General features: G+C 73.2%; 24 protein-coding genes and 1 pseudogene. 19 read left to right on the top strand and 6 right to left on the bottom strand.

Annotation, left to right across the window (positions count from 1 at the left end):
* Positions 1–123: 123 nt before the first annotated feature.
* Positions 124–447: pseudogene (locus ACSNN7_RS05525) on the top strand (PfkB family carbohydrate kinase); the annotation flags it as partial.
* Positions 448–551: 104 nt separating this feature from the next.
* Here the strand turns inward: ACSNN7_RS05525 and ACSNN7_RS05520 are convergent.
* On the bottom strand, positions 552–773 hold the full coding sequence (locus tag ACSNN7_RS05520; protein WP_334553873.1) for a DUF2188 domain-containing protein: 222 nt from the start codon (positions 771–773) through the stop codon (positions 552–554).
* Between the two features lie 114 nt (positions 774–887).
* Here ACSNN7_RS05520 and ACSNN7_RS05515 point away from each other — a divergent pair, with 114 nt between their 5' ends.
* Positions 888–1,880, top strand: a complete 993-nt coding sequence (locus ACSNN7_RS05515; protein ID WP_436679538.1) for a linear amide C-N hydrolase — start codon at positions 888–890, stop codon at positions 1,878–1,880.
* A 60-nt stretch (positions 1,881–1,940) separates the two neighbouring features.
* On the opposite strand, the gene ACSNN7_RS05510 is transcribed toward ACSNN7_RS05515, so the two are convergent.
* Positions 1,941–3,422, bottom strand: coding sequence for an LVIVD repeat-containing protein (locus ACSNN7_RS05510; RefSeq protein ID WP_436679537.1), 1,482 nt, complete (start codon positions 3,420–3,422; stop codon positions 1,941–1,943).
* Positions 3,423–3,560: 138 nt separating this feature from the next.
* Here ACSNN7_RS05510 and ACSNN7_RS05505 point away from each other — a divergent pair, with 138 nt between their 5' ends.
* Both ACSNN7_RS05505 and ACSNN7_RS05500 read left to right on the top strand, forming a co-directional pair.
* Positions 3,561–4,244, top strand: a complete 684-nt coding sequence (locus ACSNN7_RS05505) for a DUF305 domain-containing protein (protein WP_436679536.1) — start codon at positions 3,561–3,563, stop codon at positions 4,242–4,244.
* A gap of 84 nt (positions 4,245–4,328) precedes the next feature.
* On the top strand, positions 4,329–4,985 hold the full coding sequence (locus tag ACSNN7_RS05500) for a pentapeptide repeat-containing protein (RefSeq protein WP_436679535.1): 657 nt from the start codon (positions 4,329–4,331) through the stop codon (positions 4,983–4,985).
* A gap of 102 nt (positions 4,986–5,087) precedes the next feature.
* On the opposite strand, the gene ACSNN7_RS05495 is transcribed toward ACSNN7_RS05500, so the two are convergent.
* Both ACSNN7_RS05495 and ACSNN7_RS05490 read right to left on the bottom strand, forming a co-directional pair.
* Positions 5,088–6,350 (bottom strand): nucleotide sugar dehydrogenase, encoded by a 1,263-nt coding sequence (locus tag ACSNN7_RS05495; protein ID WP_436679534.1) that lies wholly within the window; start codon positions 6,348–6,350, stop codon positions 5,088–5,090.
* 104 nt (positions 6,351–6,454) lie between these two features.
* Positions 6,455–7,840, bottom strand: a complete 1,386-nt coding sequence (locus tag ACSNN7_RS05490) for a serine/threonine-protein kinase (protein ID WP_436679533.1) — start codon at positions 7,838–7,840, stop codon at positions 6,455–6,457.
* Positions 7,841–8,378: 538 nt separating this feature from the next.
* On the opposite strand from ACSNN7_RS05490, the gene ACSNN7_RS05485 reads away from it, so the two are divergent.
* The 9 genes from ACSNN7_RS05485 to ACSNN7_RS05445 all read left to right on the top strand — a co-directional run bounded on the left by ACSNN7_RS05485 (position 8,379) and on the right by ACSNN7_RS05445 (position 15,858).
* On the top strand, positions 8,379–9,014 hold the full coding sequence (locus ACSNN7_RS05485) for an RNA polymerase sigma factor (RefSeq protein ID WP_436679532.1): 636 nt from the start codon (positions 8,379–8,381) through the stop codon (positions 9,012–9,014).
* A 16-nt stretch (positions 9,015–9,030) separates the two neighbouring features.
* Entirely contained in the window at positions 9,031–9,792 is a 762-nt protein-coding gene (locus ACSNN7_RS05480; RefSeq protein WP_436679531.1) for a hypothetical protein, read from the top strand.
* 150 nt (positions 9,793–9,942) lie between these two features.
* Positions 9,943–11,178: an ergothioneine biosynthesis glutamate--cysteine ligase EgtA gene (egtA, locus tag ACSNN7_RS05475; protein WP_436679530.1), complete on the top strand. Its 1,236-nt coding sequence runs from the start codon at positions 9,943–9,945 to the stop codon at positions 11,176–11,178.
* The gene (gene egtB / locus ACSNN7_RS05470) at positions 11,175–12,512 is read left to right on the top strand and encodes an ergothioneine biosynthesis protein EgtB (protein ID WP_436679529.1); all 1,338 of its coding nucleotides are present in this window, start codon (positions 11,175–11,177) and stop codon (positions 12,510–12,512) included. Before egtA ends, egtB begins: the two co-directional genes overlap by 4 nt.
* A 16-nt stretch (positions 12,513–12,528) precedes the next feature.
* A complete protein-coding gene (egtC, locus tag ACSNN7_RS05465; protein ID WP_436679528.1) occupies positions 12,529–13,275 on the top strand; it encodes an ergothioneine biosynthesis protein EgtC in 747 nt (248 codons plus the stop codon).
* A gap of 59 nt (positions 13,276–13,334) precedes the next feature.
* Positions 13,335–14,300 (top strand): L-histidine N(alpha)-methyltransferase, encoded by a 966-nt coding sequence (gene egtD, locus ACSNN7_RS05460; protein WP_436679527.1) that lies wholly within the window; start codon positions 13,335–13,337, stop codon positions 14,298–14,300.
* A gap of 227 nt (positions 14,301–14,527) precedes the next feature.
* Entirely contained in the window at positions 14,528–15,112 is a 585-nt protein-coding gene (locus ACSNN7_RS05455) for a TMEM165/GDT1 family protein (protein WP_436679526.1), read from the top strand.
* A 42-nt stretch (positions 15,113–15,154) separates the two neighbouring features.
* The gene (locus ACSNN7_RS05450) at positions 15,155–15,529 is read left to right on the top strand and encodes a DUF1622 domain-containing protein (protein WP_436679525.1); all 375 of its coding nucleotides are present in this window, start codon (positions 15,155–15,157) and stop codon (positions 15,527–15,529) included.
* The gene (locus tag ACSNN7_RS05445; protein WP_436679524.1) at positions 15,526–15,858 is read left to right on the top strand and encodes a hypothetical protein; all 333 of its coding nucleotides are present in this window, start codon (positions 15,526–15,528) and stop codon (positions 15,856–15,858) included. The genes ACSNN7_RS05450 and ACSNN7_RS05445 overlap by 4 nt, the downstream gene beginning before the upstream one ends.
* Positions 15,859–15,934: 76 nt before the next feature.
* Here the strand turns inward: ACSNN7_RS05445 and ACSNN7_RS05440 are convergent, their stop codons facing one another.
* Positions 15,935–17,791 carry a polysaccharide biosynthesis protein gene (locus tag ACSNN7_RS05440; RefSeq protein WP_436679523.1) on the bottom strand — a complete coding sequence of 619 codons (1,857 nt, stop codon included), beginning with the start codon at positions 17,789–17,791 and terminating at the stop codon, positions 15,935–15,937.
* Between the two features lie 186 nt (positions 17,792–17,977).
* On the opposite strand from ACSNN7_RS05440, the gene ACSNN7_RS05435 reads away from it, so the two are divergent.
* The 4 genes from ACSNN7_RS05435 to ACSNN7_RS05420 all read left to right on the top strand — a co-directional run bounded on the left by ACSNN7_RS05435 (position 17,978) and on the right by ACSNN7_RS05420 (position 23,503).
* Entirely contained in the window at positions 17,978–19,438 is a 1,461-nt protein-coding gene (locus ACSNN7_RS05435; RefSeq protein ID WP_436679522.1) for a polysaccharide biosynthesis tyrosine autokinase, read from the top strand.
* A 268-nt stretch (positions 19,439–19,706) separates the two neighbouring features.
* On the top strand, positions 19,707–20,933 hold the full coding sequence (locus ACSNN7_RS05430; protein ID WP_436679521.1) for a glycosyltransferase family 4 protein: 1,227 nt from the start codon (positions 19,707–19,709) through the stop codon (positions 20,931–20,933).
* Between the two features lie 203 nt (positions 20,934–21,136).
* Complete coding sequence (locus tag ACSNN7_RS05425) at positions 21,137–22,849, top strand: DUF4012 domain-containing protein (RefSeq protein WP_436679520.1); 1,713 nt, start codon at positions 21,137–21,139, stop codon at positions 22,847–22,849.
* 12 nt (positions 22,850–22,861) lie between these two features.
* The gene (locus ACSNN7_RS05420) at positions 22,862–23,503 is read left to right on the top strand and encodes a hypothetical protein (protein ID WP_436679519.1); all 642 of its coding nucleotides are present in this window, start codon (positions 22,862–22,864) and stop codon (positions 23,501–23,503) included.
* Between the two features lie 94 nt (positions 23,504–23,597).
* On the opposite strand, the gene ACSNN7_RS05415 is transcribed toward ACSNN7_RS05420, so the two are convergent.
* The gene (locus ACSNN7_RS05415) at positions 23,598–24,386 is read right to left on the bottom strand and encodes a GNAT family N-acetyltransferase (RefSeq protein ID WP_436679518.1); all 789 of its coding nucleotides are present in this window, start codon (positions 24,384–24,386) and stop codon (positions 23,598–23,600) included.
* 47 nt (positions 24,387–24,433) lie between these two features.
* Here ACSNN7_RS05415 and ACSNN7_RS05410 point away from each other — a divergent pair, with 47 nt between their 5' ends.
* Positions 24,434–25,471, top strand: coding sequence for a DUF817 domain-containing protein (locus tag ACSNN7_RS05410; RefSeq protein WP_436679517.1), 1,038 nt, complete (start codon positions 24,434–24,436; stop codon positions 25,469–25,471).
* A 630-nt stretch (positions 25,472–26,101) separates the two neighbouring features.
* Entirely contained in the window at positions 26,102–26,701 is a 600-nt protein-coding gene (locus ACSNN7_RS05405; RefSeq protein WP_436679516.1) for a hypothetical protein, read from the top strand.
* The last annotated feature ends 69 nt before the right edge of the window (positions 26,702–26,770 follow it).

Raw genomic sequence — 26,770 nt, 5'->3', positions numbered from 1 at the left:
GGCCGGCATGGCGGAACCGGACGTGATGGTGGTGGGTCAGGTGGCCCGGGACCTCGTCCTGCTGGTCGACGAGGTCCCGGCCGCCTCCCGGACGGCCCCGGTGCGGCGCCGGCGGACGCGGCCAACGGCCTGCGCGCCGCCCGGGAACTGCTCGGGCGTGGGCCGTCCCTGGTCGCCGTCGCGGTGGACGGGGTGGGCAACGCCTTCGCCTGGCCCGACGGCGAGCTCTTCGTACCGCTGAGCGACACCCCGACGGTGGACACCACGGGTGCCGGGGACGCCTTCGTGGCCGCGCTCACCGCCGGGCTGCTGCGGGGCGAGCCGCACGAGCGGACCGCCCGGCGGGCGGTGGCCGCGGCGGGAGCCACCGTGGGCCGGCCCGAGGGCCGCCCGGAACTCACCGACGCCACGATCAGCGCGCAACTGGCCCGGATGCCGGTCGGCTGAGGCACGATCGGCCGCCCGCGACCGGCCCCCGCACAGCTCGACGGCCTGCCGGAACCACCTGTGCGCCAGGTGGCTCCGGCAGGCCGCCGGAGGGGAACCGCCGGTCAACCGGCGGGCGGGAAGGGGTCGTCCTTGTAGGTGTACTCGGTCTCGATCTTGCCGTCGGCGGTGTGCACCACCAGCTGGCTGGGCTCGTTGGCGTGCGCCACCTTGCGCCCCTCCTCGATCGCGCTGTGCTTGGTGTCGTACGAGCCGAGCGTCTTGCTGCCCTGCTCCACCTTCCAGCCGCCACCGTTCGGCACCACGTGGTATTGGTTGCGCTTCATGGGCTGTCTCCCTTCGTCCGTCCATATCGACGTACCCGGGTGCGCGGGACGGAAAACCGGCCTCGCCACCCGCAGGTGGACAACCCTCGGCCCCTCCCATAGCGTTCCGGAGATATGCGGAGGACTTTCCTGGGCGCCGGACTGGCCCTGTTGCTCGCCACCACCGGCTGCGCCGGCACCGACGCCGCGCCACCCGCGCCCGCCGGCGCCGAGGCGCCGGCCGCTTCCCGGCAGAACGCCGACGAGGTCGGTAGGACCCTGGCCAGCTTGCGGAAGGTCGACAAGCTGCCGTTGTACGAGATGACCTACGTCGGCCGGTACGACGCGACGGTCGGCACCGACGCGAAGCCGGCCGGCCCGTTCGGCTGCTCGCTCTTCGCCGCAAGCGGCGACCCGGCCCGGCCACTGTTCGCCCGCAACTTCGACTGGGACGCCAACCCGGCGATGGTGCTGCGGGCCGATCCGCCGGACGGCTACGCGTCGGTGTCCCTCGTGGACTTGTCGTACCTCGGCGTCGGCAAGGATCCGACGGGGGACCGGCGGCTGCTGGACGCGCCCCTGCTGCCCTTCGACGGGATGAACGAGCGCGGGCTGGCGGTCGGGCTGGCCGCCGACGACAAGGCGACCGTCACGCCGGTGCCGGGGCGCCCGACGGTCGGCTCCGTGCGCATCCTGCGCCTGGTGCTCGACCGGGCGGCCACGGTGGACGAGGCGGTGGCCGTCTTCGGCCGCCACAACCTCGACTTCGACGGCGGGCCGCCGCTGCACTACCTGCTCGCCGACGCGGCCGGCCGCTCGGCGGTGGTGGAGTTCGTGGACGGGACGATGCGGGTCCAGCGCGGCGAGGGCCGCTGGCAGGCGCTGACCAACGTGCCCGTGGTCGGGGTCGCCGAGAAGCAGCGGCGCGCCGACCGCCGGTACGGCGCGATCGCGGCCGCGTTGGAGCGCAGCGGCGCCCGGGTCGACGCCCCGGCGGCGCTGCGGATCCTCGATCAGGTCCGGCAGGGCCACACCCGCTGGTCGGTCACGTACGAGCTGCGCAGCGGCGAGGTACGCGTGGTCACCGCGACCGGCAAGCAGCGGCGCTACCGACTGCCGATGAGCTGACCCCTCTCGTACGCGCAAGGGCCCGGCCCCCGACGGGGACCGGGCCCTTGCGACGTGGCCCTACCAGCTGAGGTAGCCGGCCTGGGTCTGCACGTTGAGCTCGCGGAACCGGACCAGGTTGGCCGTCCACGTCCGCCAGTCGTTGAGCTCCAGCACGTCCAGGCCCTTCTGGATGTCGCTGGAGTAGATGTGCCCGTTGTAGTAGTACGTCGACCAGGCGCCACCGGTGGTGAGCTGGGTGTCCGAGAGCGGACCGCGCTCCCAGTACCCGATCTCCTTCGGCTTCGACGAGTCGGTGAAGTCCCAGACCGAGACGCCGCCCTGGTACCACGCCTGGACCATGATGTCGCGGCCCAGCACCGGGATCAGCGAGCCGTTGTGCGCCACGCAGTTCTCGGTGTCCGCGTTGGTCCGCGGGATCTTGTAGTAGCTGCGGAAGACCATCGTCCGGTCGTCGCCGCGACCGGTGATGTCGTAGATGGCGTTCGCGCCGCGGTTCGGGCCGACCACCTCGTTGCAGGTGGCCGCGCTGCCGCCGCCCAGCTCGTCGGTGAAGACGACCTTGGTGCCGGCGTTGTTGAACGTCGCCGAGTGCCAGAAGGCGAAGTTCACCGTGTCACGCACCCGGTTGATCACCCGGGGCGCCTCGCGGTTGCTGATGTCCATCAGGACGCCGTCGCCCATGCAGGCGCCGGCCGCCAGGTCCTTCGCCGGGTAGGCGGTGATGTCGTGGCAGCCGCTGGTCGCCGAGGCCTGCCCGGGGATGCCCGCGTACCCGCCGTCCGGGAAGAGGTTCGGGGTGGCCACCACGGCAGCGGCGGTCGGGTCCTTCACCGGGACCTTGACGATGGAGATGGAGTCGTGCGGCGGCTGGCAGTCCGGGAACTCGGCCCGCGGGCTGTACGACGAGACGTACAGGTAGACCGAGCGGCGGTCCTTGGCGGGGACCAGGGTGTGGGTGTGCGAGCCGCAGGCGGTCTCGACGGCCTTGACGTAGCGCGGGTTGGCCTTGTCGCTGATGTCGAAGACCTTGATGCCCTCCCAGGACTCCTTCACCGAGGCCGACTGCGCGGCGCTGGCGCAGGAGTCGTCGGTGCGGGACGAGTCGGTGGAGAGGAAGAGCAGGTTGCCGTAGACGGAGATGTCGTTCTGCGAGCCGGGGCAGAGCACCTGCGACACGATCTTCGGTGCGCTGGGCTTGCCGATGTCGTAGATGACGAACCCGTTGTAGTTGCCGACGAAGGCGAACCGGCCCTGGAAGGCCATGTCGGTCCCGAACGCGGCCGGGGTGTCGAACGGCGCCTGCTTGGGCAGGTTGGCGATCTGCTTCAGGTTCGGGCTGCTGGAGATCTCGTCGACGCCGAGGGTGGGCGTCGTGGTCGCGGCGCCCTGTGCGGTGGTGGCCGTGGCGACCGCCTCCGCGTCGGGCGTCACGGCGGCGTTGCCGGCCGGGGCGGTGGCCACGCTCGCGACCAGGAGGCCGGTCGCCACCAGGCTCACGATCCTCAACTGGCGTCGTCGGGGGAGGGGGATTCTGATCATCGGCAGGGCCCTTCGACAGGGGTTGATGATTGTGGACACCTTACCGCCCTGCGAGGGGCGTCGATGTGATTTGTGTCACATGAAAGGGCTGTCGTCAATGGATACGATCGCTGCGACCTCGACCGGAGGGGGAGTCGCATGACCGCCCGACGTGGACGGACCCTGCTCGTCGTCACAGTCGCGGCCGTGGTGCTGCTGGCTCTCGGCCTCGCGCTGCGCCCCACCGACCGGTCCGCCCCGGTCGTCACCGCAGCGACCGCCGTGGCGTCACCGACCCCGCCACCGGCGGACGGTCCCGCCGTCCTCGTCCCCGGCCGCCCCGGCGAGTCGGCGGTCGCCCGCCCGGCCGGGGAGGTCCGCGACACCGCCCCGCCGCGCTACAACTCGCTCGACGTCTGGTTCGTGCGGATGATGATCCCGCACCACCAGCAGGCCCTGGAGATGGCCGAGCTCGCCGCGGACCGGGCCGGCAGCCCGCAGGTCAAGGCGCTGGCCGACCGGATTCGGGGCGCGCAGGGGCCGGAGATCGGCATGATGCGCGGCTGGCTGAGCGCCCGCGGCCTACCGGCGGAGGTGCCCGGTCACGACCACGGCACCATGCGCGGCATGCAGTCGCCGCAGGCCATCCGCCGGTTGACCGACGCCCGGGGTGCCGACTTCGACCGGCTCTTCGTGCAGATGATGACCGCGCACCACCAGGGGGCCGTCACGATGGCCACCGACCTGCTCTCGGTCGGCGCCGATCAGCAGCTCAACGAGTTCGCCAACGCGGTGGCCACCGAGCAGTCCGTCGAGATCGACCGGATGCGCGAGCTGGTCTGAGCCGGCCCCCGCCGGAGCGCCGCCGGGGTCGTCCGTGATGGAGCACAGAATGGTGTTCGGCACGTGAGCAGATATAAGCGGCACGTGGCCGACGTGATCCGCTGGCCGGAGAGTCCCGAGGCCAGAGCGGCGCTCGAGGAATGGCTCGGCGTCGCTTCCGCGGACACCGCGGCGTACCTGGCCGGCGACTTCCTCGACTTCCGCGGTGCGGATCTGAGCAACCTGGACCTGGTGGGCGCCTACCTGGCCCATTCCTGCCTGGTCGGGGTGCGGTGCGAGGACGCCGGACTCGGCGACGCGAACCTGACCAACGCCGAACTCGACGGCGCCGATTTCTCCTGCGCCGACCTGGCCAAGGCCGACCTGACCGGCTGTACGGCGCAGAACGCCCGGTTCGCGGGCGCCCGGCTCTCTTCGGTGCAGTTCGACGATGCCGTTCTCCAGGCAGCCGACCTCAGTCACGCGATCCTCAACTCGGCGAAGCTCTACCGAACCGATCTGCGCGCCGCCGACCTCAGGTTCTCGAGCCTGCGCTGGTGCACGTTGGGCGGCGCGAGCATGCCCGCGGTGCTGAGCGGCGCGCGCATGTTCGGCTGCCGGCTCGAGGGCGCCAAGGGGACCGTCGTCGGCCCGGTCCTCGTCGACGAGGGCGCGACCCGGTCGCTCGACGGTGCCGACCTCGAGGCATGGTTCGCGGCCCAGGACGCGCCGGACGTCCGGGTGGCACCTCGCACGCCGTAGTCCCGGTCAGGTGGACCGTCGGCAGGTCGTCGGCCACCGGCCGGCGTCACGAGTCCGGCGCCGGGCGGGCGTGAACGGCATCGTCTTCGGTCGCCGGGGGCGTCAGAGCCGCTCCACCACCGGGCCGCGGCAGCGGTCGCGGGTGTCGAAGACGTACCGGGCGTGCCGGGCCACCAGGTCGTAGTCGAAGCAGTCGTGGTCGGTCACCACGACCACCGCGTCGGCCTCGGCGACCTCCCGCTCGGTCAGGTCGACCACGGCCACCCCGGCGGGAATATGCTGCGGCTCGGCGTACGGCTCGGCCGCGCGCACGTCGGCGCCGAGGTCCTTCAGCCGCCGGGCCACGTCCACCGCGGGGGAGTCGCGCATGTCCCCGGTGTTCTTCTTGTACGCCAGGCCCAGCAGCAGCAGCCGCGCGCCGTTGACCGGGCGGCCGACCCGGTTCAGCCCGGCCATCACCCGCTGGGCCACGTGCTCGGGCATCTGGTGATTGATGTCGTCGGCCAGCTCGATGAACCGGAACTGCCGGCCCATCGTGCGCTTGACCTGCCAGGACAGGTAGCACGGGTCGATCGGCAGGCAGTGCCCGCCCACGCCGGGGCCGGGCCGGAACGGCATGAACCCGAAGGGCTTGGAGCTGGCGGCGTCGATGGCCTGCCAGACGTCGACCCCGAGGTGGTGCGAGGCGATCGCCAGCTCGTTGATCAGCGCGATGTTGACCTGCCGGAAGGTGTTCTCGATCAGCTTGGTCAGCTCGGCCACCCGGGTGGAGTCCACCGGCACGGTCCGCTCCACCAGCCGCTGGTAGAAGTCGTCGACCCGGCGCAGCGAGTCGCCGTCCACCCCGGAGACCACCTTGGGCGTGTTCTCCAGCCGCCAGGTCGGGTTGCCCGGGTCGATCCGCTCCGGGCTGTAGCCGAGGTGGAAGTCGCCGGGGCTGCGCAGCCCGCTCGCCGACTCCAGCAGCGGGCGGAGCACCTCCTCGGTGGTGCCGGGGTAGGTGGTCGACTCCAGCACCACGGTGCAGCCGGCGCGGACGTACGGGCCGATGCCGCGGCCGGCCTGCTCGACGTAGCTGAGGTCAGGCGCGCCGTCGCGCAGCGGCGTCGGAACGGTGATGACGCAGATGTCGAAGCCCTCGGCGTCGGTGTACTCGGTGCTCGGCCGGTAGCGGCCGCCGGCCAGTGCCCGGCCGAGCCGTTCGGCGGTGATGTCCTCGACGAACGACTCGCCGGTGGCGAGCCGCTTGACCCGGTCGGCGTCGACGTCCAGCCCGACCACGTCCAGCCCCGCCTCGACGGCGCGCATCGCCAGTGGCAGACCGACGTACCCCTGACCGATGACGACCAGCTTCTCAACGCGCACGTTCGCTCCCGTGGCAGTAAGTAACTCCTGCTCGGGAGCTTAGGGCTTGTATGAGGTCGAAAGTCCGGTTTTGCAGCTATCCGGTGGCCGGTGTCGGGGGTCCGTCAGGTGCCGACCGGCGGCGGGTCCTCACCCGGCGGCGCGGTGGTGGTCGGGGGCGGGTCGGCCGGCTTGGTGGTGGTCGGCGGCGGGTCGGCCGGCTTGGTGGTGGTCGGCGTGCTGTCCGGCGTGGTCGGTGGCGCCGTGGTGCGGGTCGGTTGCGCCGAGCCGCTCTGCCCCGGCGAGGGCGTCACCGTGGCGGTGGCGGAGGGCCGGTTGCTCGGGTTCCAGGTGCGGTTCGGCCGGTTCGGCTGGTCGACGCCGGTCTCCTCCGGGGCCACCGGCGACTCGCCCTGGTCGCTGGGGACCGTGGCCGGGGGAGTGCTCTTGATGTTGGTCGCCCCGTCGCCGGTCTCCTTGGCCGCGCCGAGCGCCGCGCCCAGGGCGGTCAGCGCCACCAGGACCGCCGCCAGCGCGCCGACCAGCGAGCCGCGCCGGCCGCGGCCCCGCTTCGGAGCCACCGTGGCGGCCACCGGGAGCACCGGGACGTCGCCGCGCGTGCTGGTGGTCGGGCCGGCCGCGCCGCGCAGTGCCGGAGGGACGAACGCGGTGGGCGCGGCGCCGTCGCTCAGCGCGGCCCGGGCCGCCGCGGCCATCTCCGCGCCGGTGGCGAACCGGTCGGCCGGGTCCTTGGCCAGCGCCCGCGACACCAGCGCCCGGACCGGCGCCGGGATGTCCTCGGGCAGGGCCGGCGGCTCGTCGTCGAGGTGCCGCACGGCGACCTGGAGCGGGTTGTCGCCGGTGAACGGCGGGCCGCCGGTGAGGCAGCAGTAGGCGACCGCGCCGAGCGCGTAGATGTCGGTGGCGGCGGAGACGGGGCGACCGGACGCCTGCTCCGGCGCCATGTAGAGCGCCGTGCCCGGCACCGCGTTGGTGCTGGTGATGCTGGTCACATTGGTCGAGCGCGCGACGCCGAAGTCGACCAGCACCACGGTGCCGTCCTCCTGCACCAGCAGGTTGCTCGGCTTCACGTCGCGGTGCACGATGCCGCCGGCGTGCGCGGCGTGCAACGCCTGGGCGGCCTGCGCGACGATCGACATCGTCTCGGCCACGTCCAGGTGGCCGGCGGCCTCGATTCGCCGGGACAGCGGCTCGCCCTCGACGAACTCCATCACCAGGTAGTCGGCGCGCCCGCCGTCGTCGAGGCGGTCCTCGCCGCAGTCGAAGACCTGGACGATGCCCGGGTTGCGCAGGGCCGCCATGATCCGTGCCTCGGCGCGGAACCGGGCGATGAAGTCGGGATCGGAGACCAGCGCCGGCAGCAGCACCTTCACCGCGACCTGGCGGCCCAGGACCAGGTCCGTGGCACGCCAGACGTCGCCCATGCCGCCGGTGGCGACACGTTCGTCCAGGCGGTAGCGACCGCTGAGCACGACCTCCGATGACAACACCCGAATACCGTACCCAGAGCGGGCGAGAAGGACTCAGGGCGCTATGCCTGCCGCCGACCCCGGCGAGGCGGCGCGGACCCCGGGGTCGCGCCGGGCGGATGGACGGGGGGTGACGGAGGGCGGACCTACTGTCACAATGGCGGCGGGCCGGGGTCGTGAGCCGGACGAACCGGCCCTCCCGGGACGTCCGTGCCGCGGTGTGCGGGCGGGGAGCGTCCGGAGACCAATTTCCGTCACGCGGACTCGCCGTTCACCCAGGTAGATGTTTCTCACTTTTCCCTGCTCGGCGGCGGCTTGTCGGCCTGTCTCGCCTTTTCTATCGTTGTCACGACTCGGGGCCGGCCCCGCCGTGCCGGTATGCCCATCCGGGCGGATCACCGTATTGTCGCGGCGTGTGTCAGAGATGCCGCTCGGTGGGGCCGCGATGGGATCAGCGGGGGGCTGATGGTGCGCGACGGGGTCCGGGTGCCGGACCGGAGGTGCCTCACGCACGTCCCGCCGGGTACGGCGAGGGCCCGACGGCGGGAACGGCGGACTCATGACAGGTGAGCTGCCCGAGGCGGTGGCCGCGGCGCAGGCCGGGGACGAGGAGGCCTTCCGCTTCCTCTACCGCAGCCTCCAGCCGGGCCTGCTGCGGTACCTCACCGCGCTCGTCGGCGCGGACGCCGAGGACGTCGCCTCGGAGACCTGGTTGCAGATCTCCCGGGACCTGCCCAGCTTCACCGGCGGCGAGTTCCGGGCCTGGACGGTGACCATCGCCCGGAACCGGGCCATGGACCATCTGCGCCGTCAGCGCCGCCGCCCCTCGCTGCCGGTGCCGGTGCAGGCCCTCAGCGAGCTGGCGGGGGACGCCGACACGGCGGAACGGGCCGGTGAGACGATCGGCACCGAGGCGGCGCTGGCGCTGATCGCGACGCTGCCGCCCCGGGAGGCCGAGGCGGTGCTGCTGCGGGCGGTGATCGGGCTGGACGCCGAGACCGCCGGCCGGGTGCTCGGGCGCCGCCCCGGTGCCGTCCGTACCGCCGCACACCGTGGCCTGCGCCGGCTCGCCGCGCTGCTGGAACGTCAGGACCTGCCCCAGCCGTCCGGTGGCGACGAGCGGCCCGGGCCGCCCCAGCCCCGGCGGGGCCGGCAGGCGCCGAGCACGTCCCGCGCCGAGCCGGCGGACGGATGACGTGAGGGGAAACTGGATGGACTTCCGCCGCTCCGACGGCTCCGAGCGGCCCGCCGACCGGGCCGAGGCCGAGCGGCTGCTCGACGCGGCCCGGGCCGCCGGCCCGCCGCCCTCGGACGACGACCCGCTCGTCCGGCTGCTCTTCGCCGCGGCCGCTCCGGCCCGCCCCGGTGAGCTGGCCGGGGAGGAGGCCGCCCTGGCCGCGTTCCGCGCCGCCCGCGCGGCGGGGGCCGCCGCGCCGGCGCCCGCGTCACCGTCCCGGCGCGGACGCCGGGTCACCACCGGCGTGGTCGCCTGGGTCGCCGGCATCGCCGCCACCGCCACCGCGGGCGCCGCCTTCGCCGCCGTCACCCTCGACCGCGCCGACGAGCCGGACCCGGCGCCCCGGCCGCCCGCGCCGGCCACCACCGGCACCGGCCCGTCCGCGCCGCCCACGTCCGGCGGCGGACGCCCGACCGGCGCGCCGACCAGCGAGCCGGGCGTCACCCCGTCCGCGGGGTCCCCGTCCGGCCGGCCCGGGGGCTCCGGCAAGCCGGCCCCGAACGGCAAGCTGGCCGGGCAGTGCCGGGCGTACCTGGCGAAGTCACCGGCGCAGCGCGAGAAGGCGCTGCGGAGCCGCGGGTTCGCCGACCTGGTCGCCGCCGCCGGTGGGGCCGGGCAGGTCGAGGCGTACTGCCGGGAGCTGGTCGGCGAGCCGGCCCCGAAACCCTCCAAGAAGGCGAAGAAGTCCCCGAAGCCCAAGGCCACCGCGGGCGACAAGCCGGGCAAGAAGGACTAGTCGAAAAGGGTTCACAGAAATTTCTTCTCGCCCGGGTGAGCGGATTCCATCTGCTAGACAGAAGATGGTGAGACGCGGGGGCCCGGCCGGTGACGGCGTGCTGCCCGCTTGGCGGTGCGGCCGGATCCCGGGTCGGGAGGAGACCATCTCGTGGTGACGTCGCCGGAGCTGGACCGGACGACCGTGCTGGGCGAGAGGGCGGCGGCCGCCGCCCACCTCGGCCGGATCTGCTTCAAGACCGGGCCACCGGTGCTCACCGGCGTCGAACTGGAATGGACCGTGCACGACGCCGCCGACCCCGCTCGACCGGTGGACCGGGAGCGGCTGAGGGCGGCCCTGGGGCGGCACAGCCCCGTCACCCTGGACGACAGCAGCCCCGCCCAGCCGCTCCGGCACGGCAGCAGCGTGACCGTGGAGCCCGGCGGGCAGGTGGAGCTGTCCACCGCGCCGCGACCGTCGGTCACCGCGCTGATCCTGGCCACCGAGGCCGACATCGGCGAGCTGACCGTGCTGCTGCAACGCGCCGGACTGGTGCTCGGCCGCACCGGCATCGACCCGTGGCGGGCCCCGCAGCCGGTGGTCGAGACCTCCCGCTACCGCGCCATGCGCTGCGTCTTCGACCGCCGCGGCCCCGCCGGGCGCACCATGATGTACAGCACCGCCGGGTTGCAGGTGTGCCTGGACGCGGGCGAACCGGCCGAGCTGGCCGCCCGCTGGGCCACCGTGCACATGATCGGGCCGCCGCTGGTCGCCGCCTTCGCCACCGCCGACCGGCACGCCGGCCGGCGGACCGGCTGGGCTTCCGCGCGGGTGGCCGCCTGGCTGGGCATCGACCCGGCCCGCACCCGGCCGGTCTGGTCGCCCCGGCGTCCCGACACGGACCCGGTGGCCGCCTGGACCCGGTACGCGCTGGACGCGCCGCTGCTCTGTGTGCGCCACGACGGTCCGGACTGGACCCCGCCGCCCGGGGTGACCTTCGCCGACTGGATCGACGGCGCGCTGCCCCGGCCCCCGACCACGGACGACCTGGAGTACCACCTCAGCACCCTCTTCCCGCCGGTGCGGCCCCGGGGCTACCTGGAGGTGCGGTACCTGGACGCCCAGCCCGGTCCGGACTGGACGGTGCCGCTGGCCGTCCTGAGCGCGCTGCTCGGGCACGCCGACACCGCCCGGTCGGCCCGCACCGTCACCGCGCCGGTGGCCGACCGCTGGCACGCCGCCGCCCGGTACGGCCTGGCCGACCCGCCGCTGGCCACGGCGGCCGCGGCCCTGCTCGACCTGGCGCTGGAGGCGCTTCCCCGGCTGGAGCTGCCACCGGAGATCCACGACGAGACGAGCCGAGGAATCCGGCGGCGGCGGGCCGCCGCGGAGAGGGGGCACCGGTGACCACCACCGAACGGCCGGGCACGCCGGCGGAGCAGTTGCGCAGCCGGATCGCCGCGGAGCTGACGCGCACCCGGGCCCGCACGGCCCTGCTCACCGAGGCGGTGGACGACGACGACCTGATCCGTCAGCACTCCCCGCTGATGTCCCCGCTGGTCTGGGACCTCGCCCACGTGGGCAACCAGGAGGAGCTCTGGCTGGTGCGCGACGTCGGCGGCCGCGCGCCGGTCCGCCACGACATCGACGACCTGTACGACGCGTTCAAGCAGCCCCGCAAGGACCGCCCCACGCTGCCGCTGCTGCCGCCCGCCGAGGCACGCGCCTACGTCTCGACGGTCCGCGACAAGGTGTTCGACCTGCTGGACGGCATCCGGTTCACCGATGGTCGGCTGGTCGAGGAGGGCTTCGCCTTCGGGATGATCGTGCAGCACGAGCAGCAGCACGACGAGACGATGCTCGCCACCCACCAGCTGCGCGCCGGCCCCGCGGCGCTGCACGCGCCCCCGCCGCCGGCGGCCCGGGCCCGGGTCGCCGACGAGGTGCTGGTGCCGGCGGGGCCGTTCACCATGGGCACCTCCACCGACCCGTGGGCGCTGGACAACGAGCGCCCCGCGCACACCGTGGAGCTGCCCGCCTACGTGATCGACGCGGCGCCGGTCACCAACGGCCGGTACCGCGAGTTCGTCGCCGAGGGCGGGTACGACGATCCGCGCTGGTGGAGCGCCCCCGGCTGGCGGCACCGTACCGAGGCGGGGCTCAGCGCGCCGATGCACTGGCGCCGCGACGGCGACGGGTGGGCGTACCGGCGGTTCGGGCAGTGGTCGCCGGTCCGCGACGACGAGCCGGTGGTGCACGTCTGCTGGTACGAGGCGGAGGCCTTCGCGAGCTGGGCGGGACGGCGGCTGCCCACCGAGGCGGAGTGGGAGAAGGCCGCCCGCTGGGACCCGGCCACCGGCCGCTCCCGCCGCTACCCGTGGGGCGACGAGGATCCCACCGACGAGCATGCCAACCTGGGCCAGCGGCACCTGTGGCCGGCGCCGGTGGGCGCGTACCCGGCCGGCGCCTCGCCGCTGGGCGTGCACCAGCTCATCGGTGACGTCTGGGAGTGGACGTCGAGCAGCTTCCGGGGCCACCCCGGGTTCGCGGCCTTCCCCTATCCGGAGTACTCCGAGGTCTTCTTCGGCGACGACTACCGGGTGCTGCGCGGCGGCTCGTTCGGCACCGACCGGTCGGCCTGCCGGGGTACGTTCCGCAACTGGGACTACCCGATCCGGCGGCAGATCTTCAGCGGCTTCCGCTGCGCCCGGGACGCCCGGCCCGAGGAGGCGCACGGGTGATCGGCGGCATCGCCTGATGTGCCGGCACCTGGCCTACCTCGGCCCGCCCCTGAGCCTGCGCGCCCTGCTGTACGACCCGCCGGACTCGCTGGTCCGGCAGTCCTGGGCACCCCGGGACATGCGCGGCGGCGGGACCGTCAACGCCGACGGCTTCGGCGTCGGGTGGTATCCCGACGACGGCGATCCGGTGCGGTACCGGCGGGCCCAGCCCATCTGGAGCGACGTGACGCTGCCGGCGCTGGCCGGGGTGACCCTCGCCGGGGCGGTGCTGGCCGCCGTCCGCTCCGGCACCGTCGGCATGCCGGTGCAGGAGACCGCCGCCGCGCCGTTCACCGAGGGCCGGTGGCTGTTCAGCCACAACGGTGTGGTGCGTGGCTGGCCCGACGCGCTGGTGCCGCTCGCCGGCACCCTTCCCGTCCGTGACCTGCTCACCCTCGACGCCCCGACCGACTCCGCCCTGCTCTGGGCGCTGGTCCGGCACCGGTTGCGGGCCGGCGCCGACCCGGCCGAGGCGGTCGCGGAGACGGTCGCGGGGGTCGCGGAGGCGGCGCCCGGCTCGCGGCTGAACCTGCTGCTCACCGACGGCCGGACGATGGTGGCCACCGTGGCGGGGCACGCGATGTCCGTCCTCTCCACGCCGGACTCGGTGCTGCTGGCCTCCGAACCGCACGACGACGACCCGGGCTGGCGATCGTTGCCGGACCGGCACCTGGTGGTGGCGACCTCGACCGCGGTGCGCGTGCGCGCCCTGCCGGGAGCGTGACGCCGCAACAGTGCCGCAGGTGGAGACAGGGACGTTCGCCGAAGGAGAAGGGACACCTCATGAGCGCGGAGCCGTTGGAGATCTACCTCGAGGAACAGGACCTGGGGCGCAGCCTGCGGGAGGACGTCCGGATCGGGCTGACCGCCGAGGAGAAGTGGCTGCCACCGAAGTGGTTCTACGACGCCCGGGGCAGCGAGCTGTTCGAGGAGATCACCCGCCTGCCCGAGTACTACCCGACCCGGGCGGAGCGGGCCGTGCTGGCCGAGCGGGCGGCCGACATCGCCGAGCTGACCGGCGCGAAGACGCTGATCGAACTGGGTTCGGGCTCCTCGGAGAAGACCCGGCTGCTGCTGGACGCCTTCACCCGCCGGAGCGGGCTCGGCACCTTCGTGCCGCTGGACGTGTCGGTCAGCGCGCTGCGCCAGTCCACCGAGCAGATCGCCACCGACTACCCGGGGCTGCGGGTACGCGGCATCGTCGGCGACTTCACCCGCCAGCTCGACCGGCTGCCCACCGGAGGACGGCGGCTGGTGGTCTTCCTCGGCGGCACCATCGGCAACCTGCTGCCGGCCGAGCGGGCCGAGTTCCTGGCCGCGATGCGTGCGGCGCTGGAGGCGGGCGACTGGCTGCTCATCGGCACCGACCTGGTCAAGGACCCGGCGGTGGTGGTGCCGGCGTACGACGACGCCGCCGGGGTCACCGCCGAGTTCAACCGCAACGTGCTGCAGGTGGTCAACCGGGAGCTGGGGGCCGACTTCGACCCGGAGGCCTTCACCCACGTGGCGCGCTGGGACCCGGACCGGGAGTGGATCGAGATGCGCCTGCGGGCGGACCGGGCGATGCGGGTCCGGGTGCTGGACCTGACGGTCGACTTCGCCGCGGGCGAGGAGCTGCGCACGGAGGTGTCGGCGAAGTTCCGCCCGGAGGGGATCGCCCGGGAGCTGGCGGCGGCCGGGTTCACCGTACGCGAGTTCTGGACCGACCCCGACGGCCTGTTCGGGGTGAACCTCGCCCGGGCCGACTGATCGCGGGGTGAGCTGGGGCACCCGTCGGGGCCGACGGCGGCGGGGTCGGCTACGGTGGGGGCGCGAAGGGGAGTAGCCCCCAATGTCGTGGTCGACACACTGGTGCGTTCCGCACCCGGCCACGCGGCCCCACCCAGGTGGGGCGGGCGAGACCTTCGACTCAGGCTGTCGCAGCCGGGTCGAGGGCGCCCCTGTACCTCCTCCCGGCTTGATCGGGAAAGGTTCTCATGGACGGTTTTCTTGCCGCGCTGGTGATCAGCTTCGGCGTCATCTTCGTCGCCGAGCTGGGGGACAAGTCCCAGCTGATGGCGTTGACGTTCGCCACCCGCTTCAAGCCGGTCCCGGTGCTGATCGGGATCACCATCGCCACCGCGATCGTCCACCTGGCCTCGGTGGCCATCGGCTACGGGCTCAACGCGGCCCTGCCGACCGGCTGGATCTCGCTCATCGCCGGCCTGGCGTTCCTCGGTTTCGGCGTGTGGACGCTGCGCGGGGACAAGCTGACCGAGGAGGAGAAGCGCAAGGCCGAGAAGACCGGCAAGTCGGCCGTCATCGCGGTGGGTGTCGCATTCTTCCTGGCCGAGCTGGGCGACAAGACGATGCTCGCCACCATCACCCTGGCCACCAAGTACGGCTGGTTCGGCACCTGGCTCGGCTCGACGCTGGGCATGGTGGCCGCCGACGCGCTGGCCATCCTGGTCGGCCGGCTGCTCGGCCGGCACCTGCCGGAGAAGACCATCCGGTACGGCGCCGCGGTGCTCTTCGCCATCTGCGGTCTCTGGCTGATCCTGGAGGCGGTCGACCAGCTCTGAGCCGGCGCCGACTAGCGGCGGCGGGGGCGGGTAACCCCCGGGGTGGACCTCGACGAGATCCTGCGCCAGGGCGACCGGATAGCGGTCGTCCTGGTGGAGATCGCCGGAGCGGTGGTGATCTTCGTCGGTGCGCTCTGGGCGGCGCTGCGGTTCGTGGTCGAGGGACTGCGCCACCGCAGCGCCGCGGTCTTCACCCCGGTCCGGCTCTCCCTCGGCCGGTTCCTGGCCCTGGGACTGGAATTCCAGCTCGCCGCGGACATCCTGCGCACCGCCGTGTCCCCGACCTTCGACCAGATCGGGCAGCTCGCGGCCATCGCCGCCATCCGGACGGCGCTGAACTACTTCCTGCGCCGCGAGATCGAGCACGAGCAGCGGCAGGTCGGCGAGGCCGGGGCCGATGCGGGGACGGAACGGTGAGCGCGCCCCTCGCCGACGTGGTGGCCCTCCTCGCGCTGTGCTGCGCCGCGGTCGTCCTGCTTGCCGCCCGTTCCTGGCGTACCTCGATGCGGGTGCTGCTGGATCTGCTCCTGCCCGCCGGTCTGCTCCGGCTCATCGCGGGCAGCGGCTGGGGCGCGCTGACGATGGCGGCGGCGATCATCCTGCTGCGCCAGCTGCTCTGGGCCGGTCTCGCCGCCGGCCCGCCCACCCGGGCGCCGACTATCACCGCCGTGCTGCGGGTAGAGCGATCACGGCCTACCGTGAGCGGCAGGACGCAAAGCGAACATAGCGGGAGGATAACCCCATGAGCAGGCATGACGAGCCCAACGAGTACGGCTTCGCCGGTGGCGCCACCGCTCCCGAGCCGCCGCCGCGACGCCGCCGTCAGCGGGGTGAGGGCAGGATCGAGGCCCGCGCCGGGGCTTCCTCGCAGTACGCCGCCATCCACTTGATCAACTCGTCGGCGTCGGCGTACGGGTCGAGCCCGCGTGCCAGCTCCGGGCTGAGCGACGGCACCCGGACGTGCGAGATGAGCGGGTGCAGCGGACGGGTGTCGACCTCGTCGACGCCGAACAGGTCCTCGTGCAGCTTCTCGCCCGGCCGCAGCCCGGTGAAGACGATCTCCGTCGGCCGGTCCGCCTCGGCGGCCAGCCGGCGCGCCACGTCGGCGATGCGTACGGGCTCGCCCATGTCGAGCACCAGCGCCTCCCCGCCGCGCCCGATGGTCGCCGCCTGGAGCACCAGGTGCACCGCCTCCTGCACGGTCATGAAGTAGCGGGTCACGTCCGGATGGGTCACCGTGATCGGCAGCCCCGCCTCGACCTGTGCCTGGAACGCGGTGAGCACCGATCCCCGGCTGCTGAGCACGTTGCCGAAGCGCACGCTCAGGAAGGTGCCGCCGACCTGCTGGGCGTAGTGGGCGGTCAGCCGCTCGGTGATCCGCTTCGAGTACCCGAGCACGCTGACCGGGTTGGCCGCCTTGTCGGTGGAGATGTTGACGAACTCGCTCACGTCGCGGCACGCCTCGAGCACGTTCAGGGTGCCGCGGATGTTGGTCTTGACCGCCTCGCCGGGGTGCCGCTGCAGCAGCGTCAGGTGCTTGAGGGCGGCGGCGTGGAAGACGATGTCCGGCTGCCGGTCGGCCACGATCCGGGCGATGCCGTCGGCGTCGCGGATGTCGGCGAGGATCAGCTCCGGCCCGTCCAGCAGCGCCCGGCCGTGCAGGGACATCTGCAGGGCGTGCAACGCCGACTCGTCGCGGTCCAGCATCATCAGCTCGCCCGGCTCGCAGCGGGCGATCTGCCGGCACAGCTCCGAGCCGATGGAGCCGCCCGCGCCGGTGACCAGCACCCGTCGGCCCGCCAGGCCGTTGCGCTCGATCATCAGCTCGGCCACCCGCTGGGCCCGCCCGAGCAGGTCGGTGAGCTGCAGGTCGCGTACGTCGGTGGCTCGTACCGGCCGGTCCAGCAGTTCCCGGACCGGGGGCAGGACCTTGAAGGCGGCGCCGGCCTGCAACGTGCGGCGGCGCACGTCGCGCATCAGTTCGGCGTCCGCGCCGTCGATGGAGAAGATGACCGTGCTGGCGCCGGTGCGGCGGACCGCCTGCTCGATCTGCTCGCGCCCGCCCAGCACCCGGAGTCCCTCCAGGCGCAGCCCCTGCCGTTCGCGGTCGTCGTCGAGCAGCCCGACCGGCAGGTAGCTGCCGCCCGGGTCGCCGAGCAGCACCCGTACGAGTCGTTCGCTGGCGGCGTCGACGCCGTAGACCAGGGCCCGCTCCGCGCCGCCGACCGGGCGGTCGTCGCGGTCGCGCCGCCACCGGTAGCCGGCTCGCCCGCCGGCCATCACCAGCAGGGCCACCGCCCCGCCGGTCACCGGGACGCTGGCCGGCACGGGCCGTTCGGTGAGCGTGGCCAGGGCGGCCAGCACCACGACCGCCGCGAGGAGGGTGGTGCAGGCCAGGTCGCGGGCCTCGCCGATGCTGCCGATCGGGTGCCGGCCGCGGGCCGTCGAGCGCACCTGCTCGATGGCGGCGTGGACGACCGCGCAGACGACGGCGGTGCCCAGCGCGAGGGCGCACTGCCGGGGCGTGAGGCCGAATTCGTACCTGGCCCAGGCGGCGACCAGGAATCCAGCGCACCATGCGCCGGTGTCGAGCGTTAGCAGAGACAGGGTCTTCGCACGTCGGGTGACCCAGTCGCGTCGCGGGATGTTCGTGTCGGCCGGGAGGGCTGCATCGTCCATTGGTGTCCTCTGCCTTTGTTACCTGATTGCGAGGATTCAGGTCTCCGGGGATGTTCGATCGCTTACATTCGTTTGGTCACTTCACGGCAAGCTTGCGGCGATTAGATCCTGTCATGCCGTTTGGGAAGTATTGGGGGATTTCGTGCAGTTTCACCGGCTAGTTGTCCCGGCGGAACGGAGAGCGTGATGGACATACGCACCTGCCTGCGCCTGATCCGCCGACACTGGTGGATCGTCCTGGTCACGCTGATGGTGGCGGTCGGTTCGGCCGCGCTCATCACCGTTCGCACGCCACCCCGGTACGTGGCCTCCGTGACCTTCTTCGTCACCACGCCGAGCCAGGGCGTCACCGACGCCTACCAGGGCGGGCTCTTCCTGCAGCAACGCGTGAAGTCCTACGCGGACCTGCTGCGCAGCGACCGGCTGGCGCAGAGCGTGGTGGCCGAGACGCAGGTCGGCCTCACCGCGGACGACGTGCAGCGCCGGCTCAGCACCTCCACCGAGACCGGCACCGTCCTGCTGCGCGCCACGATCACCGACACCGACCAGACCCGGGCGATGAAGGTGACCGAGACGCTCGCGGCGAAGTTCGTCGAGCTGGTGCAGAAGGTCGAGACGCCGGCCGAGGGTCGCCCGGCCCCCATCAAGATCGAGCTGGTCAGCGGTCCCCGGGTGAGTTCCAGCCCGGTCTCCCCGCAGCCCACCCGCAACCTCGTCGTCGGCGCTCTGGTCGGGCTGCTGCTCGGCGCCGCACTGGCGGTGCTGCGCGGGCTGGCCGACGTCCGGATGCGCGACGCCGCCGGGCTGCAACGGGTCACCGGCAGCCCGCTGCTGGGTGAGATCCCGTTCGAGGCCGGAGCGAAGTCGGCGCCGCTGATCGTGGGCGACGCGGCGACCTCGGCGCGCGCCGAGGCGGTCCGCAAGCTGCGCACCAACCTGCGGTTCGTGGACGTGCACGAGCCCGCCCGGGTCATCGCGGTCACCAGCGCGCTGCAGGGCGAGGGCAAGACGACCCTCTCCTGCAACCTGGCGATCGCACTGGCCGAGGCGGGCTGGCGGGTGCTGCTGGTCGACGCCGACCTGCGTCGGCCGAAGGTCGCCGACTACCTGGAGCTCGACGGCGGCATCGGCCTGACCGACGTGCTGGTCGGCGACGTGCAGGTCGGTGACGTGGTGCAGCGCTGGGGCGACAAGTCGCTGCTGGTGCTCCCCAGCGGGTCGGCCCCGCCGAACCCGAGCGAGCTGCTCGGTTCCAAGGCGATGGCGGACCTGCTGCTGGCGCTGCGCGAGTCCGCGGACATCGTGGTCATCGACACCGCACCGCTGCTGGCCGTCACCGACGGCGTGGTGGTGGCGGTGCAGGCCGACGGCGCGCTGCTCGTCACCCAGCAGGGCCGCACCTCGCGGACCCAGGTCGCCGCGGCGGCCCGGGCGCTGCACTCGGTCTCGGTCCGCCTGCTCGGCTGCGTGCTGAACATGACCAAGGTGGCCAAGGCCGACGCCTACCAGTACGAGGCCTACCGGATCGCCACCACCGGCAAGTCCTCGGTGCCTGCCGACCGGGCCGCCGCGGCGCGCCGTACCGGGTCGGACGAGGCCGACGGCGTCACGGACCGCACGCAGGAACTCACCCGGCTGCGCCGATGAGTGCCGCCACCGTCTCGGCGTCGTCCGGGGGGTCGACCGGCCGGCCGTCGGCGGGACCTCCGGCACCACCCGCGTCCGGGGCGGCTGGTCACAGCCGTCCCCGGACGCGGGGCCCGGTCCGCGTCGTGGCGCGTGACGGCGGCGGATCGACCTGCTCCGGCAGCCGGTCGGCCGCCGTCGCGGGCCGCCCGGACCGGCGCGGCGTCACGGCCGGGCACGGCGGGCCGGCGGCGCGGTCGCCCATGGCCGCGCCGAGGGGGACCCGCTGATGAGGATCGGCATCCTGTCGTACCACTTCCCGCCCGAACCGGCCTTCATCCCGGGCAGCCTCGCCGAGGAACTGGCCGCCCGGGGGCACGAGGTCCGGGTGCTGACCGGCTTTCCCGACTATCCGGGCGGGCACGTCTACCCGGGCTGGCGGCAGCGCTGGCGTCACCTGACGCGCAGCGATCGGCTGACCGTGCGGCGGGTACCCCGCTACGCCGCGGGCGACGGCTCCCCGGGCGCCCGGATGGCCAGTCACCTCTCGTTCGCGGGCAGCGTGGCGATGGTCGGGCGCCGCTACCTGGCCGACGTGGACGTGCTCTACGTCTTCCAGCTCCCGGCGACGACCTTCGCGACCGCCGCGCTGCTGCGGTTGCTCGGCCGGGTGCCCGCCGTCCTGCACGTGCAGGACCTCTGGCCGGAGGAGGACGTCGCCGGGGACGGCGCGCAGCGGCAGCGCCGGCCCGGACGCCTCGCCACCACCATGCGCCGCGTGCTGCGCGAGGCGGACGCCCTCGCGGTCACGGCGCCGTCCATGCGGGACCTGGTGCTCGCCGACGGCGTCGACCCGGAGCGGGTGCAGGTGGTGCTCAACTGGACCGACGAGCGGATCTTCCAGCCGGTCCGGCCCAGCCGCGCCGCGCAGGGCTTCGTCCGGCGCGACGGCCGGTGCGTGGTCATGCACGCCGGCACGATCGGTGTGCGGCAGGGGCTCGAGACGGCGGTCCGCGCGGCGGCGGCACTGAACGGCCGGACGGACCTGGTGCTGGTGGGTTCGGGCGCGGAGGAGCGGCGGGTGCGGGGGCTCGCCGCCGAACTGCGGGCGGACAACGTGCGCTTCGTGGAGCGCCGGTCACCGTTGGACATGCCGGAGCTGTACGCGGCCGCCGACTATCAGCTGATCATGCTCCGCGACCTGCCCGAACTGCGGGGCACGGTACCCGGGAAGCTGCAGGCCGCGCTGGCCTGCGCCGCGCCGGTGATCGCCTCGGCCGGCGGGGACACCGTGGAACTGGTGGAGCGCGCGCGGGCCGGGCTGTCCTGCCCGCCCGAGGACTGGGCCACGCTGGCCGACCGGTTCTGGCTCGCCTCGACGATTCCGGCCGCCGCGCGGTCGGAGATGGGGCGGCGGGGACGCGAGGCGTACCTGCGGGAGATGTCGTTGCGGGCGGGCGTCGACCGGGTGGAGGACCTGCTCAACCAGGTGGCCGTCGCGCGCCATCGAGGGTGATCACCCGAACGATCCTCGCAGAACGCCTTTCAGGGCGGCAAAGCGACGAAAAGCGCAGGTCAGCCTCGTTAATCGTGCTAGAAAACGATGAATCGTCATTAGTGTCCGTTTTTTGAGTGGAGAGTGGTGTGACCGAGAGCGGTGTGTCGCGTCGCGGTCGACGGCGCCTGCGGCGGCGGACCAGGGTACGCATCCGGCGCGCGTTGCTCGCCGCACTCGTGGCCGGGTCCCTGCTTCTGGCCGGCGCCGGATGGCTCGGTTTCCGGGGCTGGCAGGCGCGCTCACACCTGCTGAACGCCGCCGGCCTGGCCCGCGAACTCAGCGCGCAGATCGTCGGCGGGGACACGGCACGGGCCCAGCGCACGCTCGCCGCACTTCAGGAGCAGGCGGGGGCGGCCCGCGACGCCACCGGCGACCCGGGCTGGTGGCTGGGGCAGCACTCGCCGTACGCCGGTGACGACCTTTCGGCGGTACGTCAGATCGCGGTGGCCATCGACGACCTCGCCCGGCGGGCCTTTCCCACGCTGCTGCGCACCGACCTCGCCACCCTGGTCCCCAGCCAGGGGCGTCTGGACGTGGCGCGGCTGCGGACCGCCTCCACCGAGTTGGCCGACGTCAACGTCACGGTGCGCCAGACCCGGGACCGCCTGGAGGCGGTGCGGACCGACAACCTGGTCGGACAGGTCGGTAAGGCCCTGGTCGACCTGCGGGCGGAGATCGCCAGACTGGCCGGGCTGACCGGGGCGGCCGACCAGGGGGCGAAGGTGCTGCCGTCGCTGCTCGGCGCCGACGGCCGTCGCACCTACCTGCTCGTCTCCCAGAACCCGGCCGAGCTGCGCGCCACCGGGGGGATGCTGGGGGCGTACGCGTTGATCCGCGCCGACGGTGGCCGGGTGGAGATCGTCACCCAGGGCACCGCGGCGGACCTGCAGCGTTTCTATCCGCCCGTGGCCACGATGCCGGCCGAGTTCCGCCGGCTCTACACCGACCTGCCCGCGATCTACCCGGCGGACGTCAATCTGACCCCGCACTTCCCGACCGCGGCGAAGCTCTACCGCGAGATGGTCCGGCGCCGCACGGGCACCACCGTGGACGGCGTGCTGGCGGTCGACCCGGTGGCCCTGTCGTACCTGCTCGCGGCGACCGGCCCGGTCTCCGTGCCGGGCGGCCCCAAGCTCGCCGCCGGCACGGCCGTGCGGACGCTGCTCTCCGACACCTACCAGACGATGGGCCTCAAGGAGCAGGACGCCTACTACACGGCGGCGGCTGCCGCCGTCTTCGACGCGGTTCTCGCCGCGAAAGTCAATCCAAAGGCTGTTTTGTCCGCTTTCGACCGCTCTATAGCGGAAAGAAGGATATTGTTCTGGAGTGCCCGGTCGGAAGAACAGCGCATCATCGGCGACAGCCGGATGGGCGGGATTCTGCCGGAGCACGAGACGGTGCCCAGCGTGGGGGTGTTCCTCAACGACGGCAGCGGCGCGAAGCTCGGCTACTACCTGAAGCCGACGGCGCACCTCACCGTCGGTGAGTGCCACGAAGAGGGACGCCGTCAGCTGCGCCTCCGGTTCACCCTGCACTCCTCGGCGCCGAAGTCCGGCCTCAGCAAGTCGGTGCTCGGCCTGGGAAAGGCGGGTGACCCGTACACCGTCCGCACCCTGGTCTACGTCTTCAGCCCCGCGGGCGGCGCCGTGATGGGTGCCCGGATCGACGGGGCGGACGTCGGCCTGGGCGGCGGGACCGAGCGGCGCCGGCAGGTGGGCGTGGCGACCGTCGAGGTTCCGCCCGGGGGCACCCGGACGCTCGACGTCGACCTGCTGACCGGGCGGAACACCGCCGGCACGCCCGAGCTCTGGCTCACTCCCACAGCCACCCCATGGACCACCCAAGTTGTTCCCGCACCAAGCTGCAACCAGTAGGAGGAGACCACCATGCGGCTATCCCGCATCATCATGGCGCTCACGGCCGGCCTGGCCGTCGTGCTGGCGCCGACGGCGGCGGGGGCGGCGCAACCGCAGCCGGCCCCCGACAGCACCCCACAGCCGCCGCCGGACTACCCGCCTGGGGGAGTGGCAACCTTGACGGCGAACCCGACCACGGTGTTCGTCGGCCAGACCATCACCCTCGTAGGCACCGGCTTCGGTCCCAACGAGATCGTCGACATCGACGTGAGCGTGACGCCCTTCGCCGCCTCCGTCCCGGGCCAGGCGCCGGCCCGCCGTAGCGACGGCAGCACGGTCGCGATGGCGGCGGTGGCCTACCCGCAGCCGGCCCCGCGGCACCTCACCGCGGTGACCAACGCGGCGGGCCGGTTCGTCGTGACGTACCGGCCGACCGAGCCCGGTCGGTACGTCTTCACCGCGACCGGCCGCGAGTCCGGCCGCACGGCCAGCGCCACCGTCACGGTCCTGGCGAAGAAGCGGGACGGTGGGAAGCAGCTGCCGGTCACCGGCGACAGCATGGGCACGCCGCTCAAGGTCGGCGGCGGTCTCGTCGGCGCGGGTGCGATCCTGATGCTCGGCAGCCTCGTCTGGCGTCGGCGCAACCGCTTCGGCATGGGGTCGACGCGCTGACGACAAGAGCCGGGCAGGGCCCCGGCACAGTGAGCAAGGGCGCCCGCCGGAACCCTCCGGCGGGCGCCCGCACGTCGTGCCGTGCGGCGTCGGATCAGGGCGTCCCCGGCGATCCGACGGCCGGCAGCGGCACCGTCAGCACCCGGGCCACCGGGCGGAAGCCGGCCTCGTCGTACATCCGGCGGGCCGGATTGCCGTCGACCACGGACAGCCCCACCCGGGGCAGCCCGGCCGCGCGCGCCCCGCGCAGGGTGTGGCCCAGCAGCGCCCGCCCCAGCCCTCGCCGCTGCGCCGCCGGCGCCACCCCCAGGTTGAGGATCCAGGCGCAGACGTCGGCGGTCCACGGCACCGGCCCGGCGGTGAGGACGTGGCCGGCGCTGCGCCCGTCCGGTCCGACCACCCGCGCCGAGGCCGCCAGCAGCGGCGGCACCGGCTCGGCCCGCTCGAACATCCCCCGCACCTCGGCGGTGTCGCTCGGCTCCCACCGCCCGTCCGGGTGGTCCGGCCCGTACGCCGCCGCCAGCCCCTCGGCCAGGTCGTCGTCCCACCCGGCGGGCGCCCACGACCAACCGGCGGGCAGCGCCACCGCCTCCGGTACGTCGAGCAGGTCGTGCCGCATCTCCGTGGCCGCCCTGCGCAGCCGCAGACCATCGGCCACCAGCGCACCCGCCAGCGCCTCGTCCGGCGTCTCCAGCCGCGCGCCGGCGAGGTCCCGCCGAGCCTGCGCGGCGAGCAGCCGCACGTCCGCCCCCGGCAGGGGCGTCACCTCCTCGGCCACCCGTTCACCGTCGTCGTCGCGCAGCCGCAACCGGGCCAGCGGGGTGCCGTCGTCGGTGCTCAGCAGATGTCCGGTGGATGCTTCGGGGGCGGGGTGCAGCGGCATCCCCGCACCGTAGTGGCGGACCGGGCGCCTTCTCCACCGGATTCGCCGTGGCCCTGGCCGACCGTGCCCGGCGGGATCCCGTCACCTCGGCAGTGCCGGCTGAGCCGCGCCGGCACGATAGCGTCGCGGCGATGCGTACCCCTTCCGGACCAGGCACTCTGACCACCGCCGAGCGCGCGATCGATGCCCGCTTCCGCGCGATGCTGGCCCGGCTGCCGCGGCGCGGACCGGCCGGCTGGCTGACCGAGTTCGCGGTCTTCGGGCTCAAGCAGGCCTGGGCGTGCGTGTTCGGCGGGGCGATGCTGGCGGTCATCTTCGCGGCGCACCTGTGGTACCCGCAGGACGCGCCGCTCGCCCGCAACGACTTCCTGACCCTCGCCGCGGTCGTCATCCAGATCGCGATGGTGGCCGGACGCCTGGAAACCCTGCGTGAACTGCGGGTGGTGGTGCTGTTCCACCTCGTCGGCACGGCGCTGGAGCTGTTCAAGACGCACGTCGGCTCGTGGTCCTACGCGTCCGACGGCGTCCTGCGGCTCGGGGCGGTGCCGCTGTTCAGCGGCTTCATGTATGCCGCGGTCGGCTCCTACATGGTCCGGGTCAACCGGCTGTTCGACTTGCGATTCGTGCGCTACCCGAGGCGCTGGGTGACGGCTGTCGTGGCCGCCGCGATCTATGCCAACTTCTTCACCAACCACTACGTCCGGGACGTCCGGTGGCTGCTCATGGCCGTGGTCGCCCTGGTGTTCGGGCGCTGTGTCATGCAGTTCCGCATCTTCCGGTTCCGGTGGCGCATGCCGCTCCTGCTGGCCTTCTTCCTCGTCGCCGTCTTCATCTGGCTCGCAGAGAACATCGCCACCTGGTCGCATGCCTGGCTGTACCCCAGCCAGCTGGGCGGCTGGCAGCCGGTCTCGGCGACAAAGCTCGCGTCGTGGTTCCTTCTCATGATCATCTCGGTGGTGCTGGTCACCTGGATCTCGCCGCCGCAGCCGCCCGACGACCGATCGCCGACCGCGACGATGGACGTCGGCGTGGGCGAGTGTGCCCCGGTGTCCCCGGCGACGGCCGTCCCCCAACACGACCGGTGAGCCGGAGCGCGCGGCTCGACCGGCCCAGGGGGTGATCGCCCCGTTTGCGGCGTGTCGGGGTGTCCGGCGGCCGGGACGCCCCGACACGCCGCAAACGGGGGCGGCAGGGGCGCGCGGCCGTCCGGCCCCCGGACCTGTCCCGTGTGGGGGCGCCCCCTAGCGGCCTCGTCAGCCTCGGCGCGGATGTCCGGTCACGTGCGATCCGTCCGGATCGTGTCCGATGTCCGGGCTGGGTGCGCTGTCCGGTGACCGGCGCACCCCGCGCCGGAATGGCGACGGGGCCGGGGTCGTTACATCACCTGGACGATCGCAGCAAACGAGCCCCGCTGGCCTGGCCGACGGGGATGCGAGCCCCCCGGAATGGGGGCGGGAAGCGGGTCGTTACATCACCTGGACGACCGCAGCAGCAGCCTCCCGCCCCGGTTCGGTGACGGGGTGTGCAGCCCCGGAATGACGACGGGCCGCCGGTCGTTACACCTGAACCCCGGCGCCGTGAGCCCCCCGGCTCGCGATGACCTGCCGGACCCCTGAGACTTCCTCTGTTCTTTTGAGCGCCCTTGTTGTGGTGCTTGCACCCGCTCGACCCCCCGGTCGAGGCGGTGGTGCCGACCCCCGCATTGGAGCTTCGTGATGAACACGATCATGCGTAAGAGCGTTCTGGGTATCGCTGGTCTGGCCTTCGCCGGTGGTCTCGCCGCCGGCCCGCTCAACCACGGCACGACGACCGAGACGACGGTCGACAGCCGGCCGTTCGCGGTCGCGGTGCAGGCCGACAAGCCGGCCGTGGACAAGAACAAGCTGATCCCGCACGGTGTGCAGGGCAACCAGTCGCGCATCGACCTCAACGACGAGCAGGTCAAGAATGTGAAGGCGATCATCGCCGCGACGAAGAAGTCCGACATGGACGAGCGGGCCGCCGTGGTCGCGATCGCCACCGCGCTGCAGGAGTCGAAGCTGGAGAACCTCGGTCACCTGGGTGAGCGCAACGACCACGACTCGCAGGGCCTGTTCCAGCAGCGCCCGAGCTCGGGTTGGGGCACGGTGGAGCAGATCACCGACCCCGAGTACTCCACCAAGGCGTTCCTGAAGGGCCTGAAGCAGGTCGACGGGTGGCAGGACATGCCGCTGACCGAGGCCGCCCAGACCGTGCAGGTCTCGGCCTACCCCTTCCACTACGCGCAGTGGGAGCAGCAGGCCGCCGACCTCGTCGCCCAGCACTGGAACAACTGACCACACCTGACCGACCCGCTGGCCGGCCCTGAAACGAAGCCTCGTCGGAGCGAATCTTGGACACTTACC

This window comes from Micromonospora sp. URMC 105 (genome assembly GCF_051386295.1).
In the GTDB taxonomy this organism is placed as follows: Bacteria; Actinomycetota; Actinomycetes; order Mycobacteriales; family Micromonosporaceae; genus Micromonospora.
The sequence above is the reverse complement of the archived record's forward strand: the minus strand, read 5'-3'. Positions and strand labels throughout refer to the sequence as shown.

Coding starts and splice junctions, on each gene's coding strand:
- ACSNN7_RS05430 (WP_436679521.1), top strand. CDS start 19,707: ATGAGGATCGGCATCCTGTCGTACCACTTCCCGCCCGAACCGGCCTTC.
- egtC (WP_436679528.1), top strand. CDS start 12,529: ATGTGCCGGCACCTGGCCTACCTCGGCCCGCCCCTGAGCCTGCGCGCC.
- ACSNN7_RS05415 (WP_436679518.1), bottom strand. CDS start 24,386: ATGCCGCTGCACCCCGCCCCCGAAGCATCCACCGGACATCTGCTGAGC.
- ACSNN7_RS05405 (WP_436679516.1), top strand. CDS start 26,102: ATGAACACGATCATGCGTAAGAGCGTTCTGGGTATCGCTGGTCTGGCC.
- ACSNN7_RS05440 (WP_436679523.1), bottom strand. CDS start 17,791: ATGGACGATGCAGCCCTCCCGGCCGACACGAACATCCCGCGACGCGAC.
- ACSNN7_RS05435 (WP_436679522.1), top strand. CDS start 17,978: ATGGACATACGCACCTGCCTGCGCCTGATCCGCCGACACTGGTGGATC.
- ACSNN7_RS05510 (WP_436679537.1), bottom strand. CDS start 3,422: ATGATCAGAATCCCCCTCCCCCGACGACGCCAGTTGAGGATCGTGAGC.
- ACSNN7_RS05505 (WP_436679536.1), top strand. CDS start 3,561: ATGACCGCCCGACGTGGACGGACCCTGCTCGTCGTCACAGTCGCGGCC.
- egtD (WP_436679527.1), top strand. CDS start 13,335: ATGAGCGCGGAGCCGTTGGAGATCTACCTCGAGGAACAGGACCTGGGG.
- ACSNN7_RS05420 (WP_436679519.1), top strand. CDS start 22,862: ATGCGGCTATCCCGCATCATCATGGCGCTCACGGCCGGCCTGGCCGTC.
- ACSNN7_RS05480 (WP_436679531.1), top strand. CDS start 9,031: ATGGACTTCCGCCGCTCCGACGGCTCCGAGCGGCCCGCCGACCGGGCC.
- ACSNN7_RS05485 (WP_436679532.1), top strand. CDS start 8,379: ATGACAGGTGAGCTGCCCGAGGCGGTGGCCGCGGCGCAGGCCGGGGAC.
- ACSNN7_RS05455 (WP_436679526.1), top strand. CDS start 14,528: ATGGACGGTTTTCTTGCCGCGCTGGTGATCAGCTTCGGCGTCATCTTC.
- ACSNN7_RS05520 (WP_334553873.1), bottom strand. CDS start 773: ATGAAGCGCAACCAATACCACGTGGTGCCGAACGGTGGCGGCTGGAAG.
- ACSNN7_RS05515 (WP_436679538.1), top strand. CDS start 888: ATGCGGAGGACTTTCCTGGGCGCCGGACTGGCCCTGTTGCTCGCCACC.